The organism is Ornithinicoccus halotolerans (assembly GCF_009602535.1).
In the GTDB taxonomy this organism is placed as follows: domain Bacteria; phylum Actinomycetota; class Actinomycetes; order Actinomycetales; family Dermatophilaceae; genus Ornithinicoccus; species Ornithinicoccus halotolerans.
In genome coordinates this window covers 1-7,354 of record NZ_WIQI01000122.1, presented here as the reverse complement: position 1 = coordinate 7,354, position 7,354 = coordinate 1, and the positions used below count along the sequence as shown (strand labels likewise).

The following is a 7,354-nucleotide window of genomic DNA, read 5'->3' as shown; positions in this document are numbered from 1 at the left end:
ACGGTCTGGCCGTCCCGGTCCCGGTTGTCGTAGATGGTCAGCTGCGAGCCGCCCACCTCGGCACCGGCGCCCTCGGCATGCTCGGCGCCCTCGGCATGCTCGGAGCCCTCGGCATGCTCGGGGCCGGTTCGCGAGCGCTCACCCGGCTCCTGCGCCGGCGGGGCGGCGCTGAACCCGTCCGCGGCCGCGGTCCGCAGCGTTTCCAGCAGCTCCTGGCTGCCCCGCCCCCAGCCCGCGACCCGGAGCCGGTGACCCTCGCGGGCGCCCAGCGCGGCCAGTGCGCTCATGCTTTGCCCGTCGGCCGGGCCTCGCCCACTGTCGAGGTCGGTGACCTCCACCCGGACCTCCGGCTGGGCGGCGACGAGCCGGGCGAACCGGGCAGCCGGCCGGGCGTGGAGCCCGTGCGGGTCCCGCAGCACCAGCTCCACCGACGCATCCGGTTCCGCGGCCGACTCGGGCGCTCCGGGAGTGGCCGCTGCTGACTGCACCGACCCCGTGGGAGCGTCCTGGCCGAGGTGGCCCTGCTTGCCGCGCAGCCCGGCCCGCGCCTCCGCGTCGACCTCCTCCGGGCCGCCACCGGCGACCGCCGCGACCACCGCGGCGAGCAGGCCCTCCACCAGCGGCGCCGAGGAGACCCGCACCCGCCCGGCCAGCGCGGGCTCGACCAGCTCCAGCGCCAACTCGGCCGACAGCAGCGCGCTCCCGAGGTCCACCAGCACCAACACGCCCTGCCCGTCGTCCGCGGCGGTCAGCGCCTCGGCGACGGCGGTCGCGTCGGTGCCGGTGGTCTCCTCGTCCAGCCCGGCGGCGACCTGGATGGGCGGGGCGTCACCGCCGGCCATCTCGGTGGCCAGCGCCACCGCGGCCCGTGCCAGGGCCCGACTGTGGCTGACGACGACGATGCCGGTCACGCCGGTGCCTCCACCGCCCCGGCGGTCACGCGAGAGTCCGCGCCGCAGACTCCAGCAGCAGCGTCGCGCTCGCGGCCCCGGGGTCCAGGTGGCCGCGGCTGCGGTCCCCCAGGTAGCTCGCCCGGCCCTTGCGCGCCACCATGTCGGTGGTGGCGTCCCGGCCCTCGGCCGCCGCCTTGGCCGCGGCTGCCAGCGCCCCCGCCAGGTCCGCCCCGTCGGCGACGGCCTGTCGGTAGGACTCCAGCGCGGGCGCCAGCGCGTCGTACATCGTCGCGTCGCCGCGCTCGGCGCGGCCACGGGTGAGGATCCCCTCCACGCCGGCCTCCAGGGCGGTGCCGAGCTGCTCCGGGCCGACGTCGTCCACCTCGGTCAGCGAGGTCGCCATCCGCAGGAAGAAGGTGCCGTAGAGCGGCCCGCTGGCCCCGCCGACCGTGCTGACCAGGGTCATCCCGACCTTCTTGAGGTAGTCGCCGGGGCCGGTGAAGGTCTGCTCGTCGGTGAGCTGGGCGCACCGGGCGGTCCCGCGGGTCATGTTGCTGCCGTGGTCGCCGTCGCCGATCGCGCGGTCCAGGTCGGTCAGCTGCTCGCTGTGCTCGGCGATGGTCCGGGCGAAGTCGTGCACCCAGGCCGTGAAGTTCTCGACGGTCGCCATCGTCAGGCTCCCCACCGCAGGCCGGGCGTGTTCACCGGGGCGTCCCAGAGCCGGACCCGCTCCTCGTCTGCCCGCAGCAGCGTGACCGAGCACCCGGCCATCTCCAGGGAGGTGATGTAGTTGCCCACCAGCGAGCGCGCCACCCGCACCCCGGCGCCGTCGAGCAGGCGGGCGACCTCGCCGTACATCAGGTAGAGCTCGATCAGCGGTGTCCCGCCCATCCCGTTCAGCAGCACGATCACGCCGTCGTCCCCGGCGCCGTCCAGGTCGGCGAGGACCGGCTCCACCAGCATCGCGGCGACCTCCCGGGCCGGGGCCAGCGGCCGGCGCTCCCGGCCCGGCTCACCGTGGATCCCGACCCCCAGCTCGATCTCGTCCTCGGCGAGGTCGAAGGTGGGCCGGCCGGCACTCGGGACGGTGCAGGAGGTGAGCGCCATGCCCATCGACCGCCCGTCGGCGACGAGGGCACGCGCCAGGTCGGCGCAGTCCTGCAGCGAGCGGCCCTCCTCCGCGGCCGCCCCGACGATCTTCTCCAGCAGCACGGTCAGTCCGACGCCGCGACGCCCGGCCGTGTAGAGGGAGTCCTGGACGGCCACGTCGTCGTCGATGACCACCGAGGCGACCTCGGTGCCCGCCTCTGCGGCGGCCAGCTCGGCCGCCATCTCGAAGTTCATCACGTCGCCGGTGTAGTTCTTCACCAGGTGCAGCACCCCCGCGCCGCCGTCCACGGCGCGGGTGGCGGCCATCATCTGGTCCGGGACCGGGGAGGTGAAGACCTCCCCGGCGCACGCGGCGTCCAGCATCCCCGGTCCGACGAACCCGCCGTGCAGCGGCTCGTGCCCCGAGCCGCCCCCGGAGACGAGCCCGACCTTGCCCTGGCGGGGCGCGTCGGCGCGGTAGACGATTCGCTGCTCATGGTCGATCCGCAGCCGGTCGGGGTGGGCGGCTGCCATCCCGACCAGGGCCTCGGCGACGACGTCGCCCGGGTCGTTGATGAGTTTCTTCATGCCCGTAGCCAACCACCAACGACGGCCCCTCACCAGGGGGCACCGGTGCGTGACCACCCCGTCCGCGGTCCCGCGGGACGTCGACCTCGCCGGGTCCGGGCAGCGGCTGCGTCAGAACCCGAGGCGCTGCAGCGCCTTGGGGTCGCGCTGCCAGTCCTTGGCGACCTTGACGTGCAGGTCCAGGTACACCGGGTGGCCGAGCACCTGCTCGATGCCGCGTCGGGCGCGGGTGCCGACCTCCCGGAGCCGGGAGCCGCCCCGGCCGATGACGATGGCCTTCTGGCTGGGCCGCTCGACGTAGACGTTGACCCGCACGTCGGTCAGCGGCCGCTCGGCGGGTCGGTCGGCGCGAGGCACCATCTCCTCCACCACCACCGCCAGCGAGTGCGGCAGCTCGTCGCGCACCCCCTCCAGCGCGGCCTCGCGCACCAGCTCGGCCACCAGCACCGCGTCCGGCTCGTCGGTCTGCACACCCTGCGGGTAGAGCGGCGGCGAGGGCGGCAGGTAGGAGGTCAGCACCTCGGCGACCTCCTCGACCTGGGCTCCGGTCGTGGCCGAGCAGGGGACGATCTCGTCCCACTCCCCCAGCTGGTCGACCGCGATCAGGTGCTCGGCCAGTCGCTCCCGACCGACCAAATCCGACTTGGTCGCGAGCGCGACCACCGGGACCCGGCGACCGCGGCGCAGCTCGGTCAGCTCCTGGGCGATGAACCGGTCACCCGGCCCGGGCCGCTGGTCCGCCGGCAGGCAGCACCCGATGACGTCCACCCCGAGCAGCGTCTCCCGCACCAGGTCGTTGAGCCGTTCCCCGAGCAGGGTGCGGGGCCGGTGCAGCCCGGGGGTGTCCACGAGCACCAGCTGGGAGGTCTCGGTGGTGCGGATCCCGCGGATGGTGTGCCGGGTGGTCTGCGGCCGGCTGGAGGTGATCGCCACCTTGGTGCCGACCAGGGCGTTGGTCAGCGTGGACTTGCCGGCGTTGGGGCGACCCACCAGGCAGGCGAAGCCGGCCCGGAAGCCCACCTCCTCGGCACCGTCACCGTCCTGTGCACCTGTCACGCGGACCCCTCCTCGTCGTGTCCTCGGCCGGGCCGCCGGCCCTCGCGGACCGGCTGCTCCCCGCGGCCTGCCGGGTCGCGGGTGAAGACCCGGCCACGGTCCGGCGCGTCGGTGTCGGTGTCGGCGGCCGGCTCCGCGGCGAGCACCTGGGCACCGTCATCCTCGTGCTGGTCGGCGGTGGACTCCGCCGGCAGCCGGCGCACCAGGACCGTCGCGACCCGCCGACGCCGGCCGGCCATCCGCTCGGCGGTCAGCTCCAGCCCGGCGACGGCCCCGACGGAGCCGACGATGGGCACCATCCCGATCAGGCTGGCCAGCAACCCGCCGACGGTGTCCACGTCCTCGGTCTCGATCTCGACGTCGAACAGCTCGGCCAGGTCGTCGACCGGCATCGCCGCGGGCACCCGCACCCGGCCGTCCTCGAGGGTCTCCACCTCCTGGACCTCTCGGTCGTGCTCGTCGGTGATCTCGCCGACGATCTCCTCGATGATGTCCTCGATGGTGACCAGACCGGAGGTGCCGCCGTACTCGTCGATGACGATGGTGAAGTGGGCCCGGTCCTGTTGCATCTCCCGCAGCAGCCCGTCGAGGGACTTGCTCTCCGGCACCCGGTGCACCGGGCGCATCACCTCGGTGACCGGCACCTGCTCGGCGTCCCGGGGGCTGGCGTTGACCCGGCGGGCCACGTCCTTGAAGTAGAGCAGTCCCAGCACGTCGTCGCTGTCGTCGCCGATGACCGGGATGCGGGAGAACCCGGAGCGCAGGAACAGCGACATCGCCTGACGGAGCACCTTGTGCTGCGGGATGGTCACCATGTCCGGGCGCGGAACCATCACCTCCCGGGCGACGGTGTCACCGAGCTCGAAGATGGAGTGGATCATCTCCCGCTCGTCGGCCTCGATCACGGCCGACTCCCCGGCCAGGTCCACCAGCTCGCGCAGCTCGGCCTCGGAGGCGAACGGCCCTTCCGCGTAGCCGCGGCCAGGGGTCATCGCGTTGCCGAACCGCACCAGCAGCTTCGCGACCGGGCCGAGGACCAGCCGGAGCCCGCGGACGACGGGCGCGGCCAGCAGCGCCACGTCCTCGGAGTGCTGCCGCCCCAGCGTCCGGGGCGAGACACCGACCAGGACGAAGGAGACGACCACCATGATGCCGATCGCGATCAGCGCGGTCTGCCAGTGGCTGTCCGTCACGGTGTCGACCGCCACGGTGACCGCGACCGCGGTGGTGGCCTCGGCCGCGACCCGGACGAACGTGGCGACCGCGAGATAGGGGGCGGTGTCGCGCAGGATGGGCAGCAGCGCGCTGGAGCCCCGGCGCCGCTCCTCCACCAGCTGCTCGGCCCGGTGGCGGGACATCCGCGACAGCGCGGTCTCGGCGGCCGAGAGCAGCGAGGCCACCAGGGTCGCCAGGACGGCGACGACAACGAGAGTGGTCATCGCGGGTCGGCGGCGCCGGGGGTGCGGGGGGCGGCGGTCGAGGACCGGCCCCGGCGGGCGAGGAAGGTCAGCAGCAGCGTGCGCTGCAGGTCGAACATCTCCTGCTCCTCGGCCGGCTCGGCGTGGTCGAAGCCGAGCAGGTGCAGGATCCCGTGGGTCGTCAGCAGCAGCACCTCGTCGGCGACGGCGTGCCCGGCCTCCTCGGCCTGTCGTCGGGCCACCGACGGGCACAGCACGACGTCACCCAGGATGCCCTCCTGCGGCTCCTCGTCGGCCGTGCCCGGCCGCAGCTCGTCCATGGGGAAGCTCATCACGTCCGTGGGCCCGGACAGGTCCATCCACTGCTCGTGCAGCCGGGCCATGGTGGCCTCGTCGACGAGGGTGATGGTCAGCTCGGCCCGGGGGTGGACCTTCAGCTGGTCCAGGACGTAGTGGCCCAGGTCGGCGAGCTCCTGCTCGGCCACCGGTGCCGGGACCTCGCCGGACTCGTTGAGCACCTCGACGCTCATCGGCTGCCCGTCCCCGGGCCGGGTCGCTGCCCGCGGTGGCTCCGCGGCGCGCGCTGGGTCGCGTCCCAGCGGCCGTAGGCGTCGACGATGTCGCTGACCAGCCGGTGCCGCACCACGTCCTGACTGGTCAGCTCGGAGAAGTGGACGTCGTTGACGTCGGCGAGGATGTCGCGGACCACCCGCAGCCCCGACTGGGTGCCGCCGGGCAGGTCGACCTGGGTGACGTCACCGGTGACGACCATCTTGGAGCCGAAGCCGAGCCGGGTGAGGAACATCTTCATCTGCTCGGCCGAGGTGTTCTGCGCCTCGTCGAGGATGATGAAGGCGTCATTGAGGGTGCGGCCCCTCATGTACGCCAGCGGGGCGACCTCGACGGTGCCGGAGGCCATCAGCCGCGGGATGGAGTCGGGGTCGACCATGTCGTGCAGCGCGTCGTACAGCGGCCGCAGGTAGGGGTCGATCTTCTCGTTGAGGGTGCCCGGCAGGAACCCGAGCCGCTCCCCTGCCTCCACGGCCGGGCGGGTGAGGATGATCCGGTTGACCTCCTTGGCCTGCAGTGCGGCGACCGCCTTGGCCATGGCCAGGTAGGTCTTGCCGGTCCCCGCCGGCCCGATCCCGAACACGACGGTGTGGGCGTCGATCGCGTCGACGTACTCCTTCTGGTTCAGCGTCTTGGGCCGGATGGTGCGGCCGCGGCTGCTGACGATGTTCTTCGTCAGCACGTCGGCGGGCCGGTCCCCGGAGCGGCCCCGCAGCATCTGCACGGACCGCTCGACGGCGTCCCGGGTGAGCGCCTGCCCGGCGGCGACGACGACGAGCATCTCGTCGATGAGCCGTTCGACCAGGGTGATCTCGTCCGGATCGCCGGTGAGCCGGAACTCGTTGCCGCGGACGTGGACGTCGACGGCGGGGAAGGCCCGCTCCAGCGTGCGCAGCAGCTCGTCTCTCGGTCCGAGCAGGGACACCATGGGCGCCTCGGGCGGCACCACCACGGTGTGAGTGGGGCCGGCGGCGTCCCCGCCGGTGGGTGAGGCTTGTGTCATCAGGGGGGTCAGTCTAGTCGCGCGGTCGCGCGACCGGGCCCAGCCGCTGGCCCCCGAGCACGTGCACGTGCACGTGGTCGACCTCCTGGCCGGCGTCGGCGCCGACGTTGCTCACCAGCCGGTAGCCGCTGTCCTGCACCTGCTCCAGCCGCGCCACCTCCCGGGCGACCAGGAACAGCTCGGCCAGCAGCCCCTGGTCGGCGTCGGCCAGCTCGGTCAGGCTGGCGTGGTGGGCGCGCGGGATGACCAGCACGTGGGTCGCCGCGCGCGGCTGGATGTCGCGGAAGGCGAGCACGCGCTCGGTCTGGTGGACGATGTCGGCGGGGATCTGCCCGTCGATGATCCGGCAGAACAGGCACTCGGTCATGCTCGGCAGACTATCGGCCGTCGCTGCCATCGGGCGCGGGACGGGGCGTCGGGTGTGGGCGCGTCGTCAGGTCCAGCGCTCCCGGGCGGAGAGCACCGCCAGCGCCGCCGGACCCGCCGTGGAGGTGCGCAGCACGGTGGGGCCGAGCCGCACCACGCGGGCTCCGGCGTCGGCGAGGTCGGCGGTCTCCTCCGGGGCCAGCCCGCCCTCGGGCCCCACCACCAGGAGCACCTCACCCGCGTCCGGAAGCGGCACCGTGGCCACCGGCTCGCTGCCGTCCTCGTGCAGCACCAGCGCCAGGTCGGCCGCTGCCACCCGCTCCCGCAGCGCGCGCTGGTCGGCCAGCGGCGCGACCGTGGGCACCCGGGAG

The 7,354-nt window shown here is 73.9% G+C and carries 9 protein-coding genes; all 9 read right to left on the bottom strand.

The features are described from left to right. On the bottom strand, nucleotides 1–911 hold a 911-nt coding region (dhaM, locus tag GFJ45_RS14300), incomplete at its 3' end, for a dihydroxyacetone kinase phosphoryl donor subunit DhaM (RefSeq protein WP_194288687.1). Nucleotides 912–936: 25 nt separating this feature from the next. Next, nucleotides 937–1,563, bottom strand: a complete 627-nt coding sequence (gene dhaL / locus GFJ45_RS14295; protein ID WP_153398374.1) for a dihydroxyacetone kinase subunit DhaL — start codon at nucleotides 1,561–1,563, stop codon at nucleotides 937–939. 2 nt (nucleotides 1,564–1,565) lie between these two features. After that, on the bottom strand, nucleotides 1,566–2,570 hold the full coding sequence (gene dhaK / locus GFJ45_RS14290) for a dihydroxyacetone kinase subunit DhaK (protein WP_153398372.1): 1,005 nt from the start codon (nucleotides 2,568–2,570) through the stop codon (nucleotides 1,566–1,568). Between the two features lie 111 nt (nucleotides 2,571–2,681). Then, entirely contained in the window at nucleotides 2,682–3,626 is a 945-nt protein-coding gene (gene era, locus GFJ45_RS14285) for a GTPase Era (RefSeq protein WP_153398370.1), read from the bottom strand. Beyond that, nucleotides 3,623–5,065 carry a hemolysin family protein gene (locus tag GFJ45_RS14280; protein ID WP_153398368.1) on the bottom strand — a complete coding sequence of 481 codons (1,443 nt, stop codon included), beginning with the start codon at nucleotides 5,063–5,065 and terminating at the stop codon, nucleotides 3,623–3,625. The genes era and GFJ45_RS14280 overlap by 4 nt, the downstream gene beginning before the upstream one ends. Continuing rightward, entirely contained in the window at nucleotides 5,062–5,574 is a 513-nt protein-coding gene (gene ybeY / locus GFJ45_RS14275) for an rRNA maturation RNase YbeY (protein WP_153398366.1), read from the bottom strand. Before ybeY ends, GFJ45_RS14280 begins: the two co-directional genes overlap by 4 nt. Beyond that, complete coding sequence (locus GFJ45_RS14270) at nucleotides 5,571–6,617, bottom strand: PhoH family protein (RefSeq protein WP_153398364.1); 1,047 nt, start codon at nucleotides 6,615–6,617, stop codon at nucleotides 5,571–5,573. The genes ybeY and GFJ45_RS14270 overlap by 4 nt, the downstream gene beginning before the upstream one ends. A gap of 13 nt (nucleotides 6,618–6,630) precedes the next feature. Further along, nucleotides 6,631–6,984: a histidine triad nucleotide-binding protein gene (locus tag GFJ45_RS14265; protein ID WP_153398362.1), complete on the bottom strand. Its 354-nt coding sequence runs from the start codon at nucleotides 6,982–6,984 to the stop codon at nucleotides 6,631–6,633. Nucleotides 6,985–7,050: 66 nt separating this feature from the next. Beyond that, nucleotides 7,051–7,354 (bottom strand): RsmE family RNA methyltransferase (locus GFJ45_RS14260; protein ID WP_153398360.1); only part of this gene is annotated, 304 nt, incomplete at its 5' end.

Excerpts from the sequence above, each read along its gene's own strand:
- GFJ45_RS14265 (WP_153398362.1), bottom strand. The coding sequence starts at position 6,984 with ATGACCGAGTGCCTGTTCTGCCGGATCATCGACGGGCAGATCCCCGCC.
- GFJ45_RS14270 (WP_153398364.1), bottom strand. The coding sequence starts at position 6,617 with ATGACACAAGCCTCACCCACCGGCGGGGACGCCGCCGGCCCCACTCAC.
- dhaK (WP_153398372.1), bottom strand. The coding sequence starts at position 2,570 with ATGAAGAAACTCATCAACGACCCGGGCGACGTCGTCGCCGAGGCCCTG.
- dhaL (WP_153398374.1), bottom strand. The coding sequence starts at position 1,563 with ATGGCGACCGTCGAGAACTTCACGGCCTGGGTGCACGACTTCGCCCGG.
- ybeY (WP_153398366.1), bottom strand. The coding sequence starts at position 5,574 with ATGAGCGTCGAGGTGCTCAACGAGTCCGGCGAGGTCCCGGCACCGGTG.
- GFJ45_RS14280 (WP_153398368.1), bottom strand. The coding sequence starts at position 5,065 with ATGACCACTCTCGTTGTCGTCGCCGTCCTGGCGACCCTGGTGGCCTCG.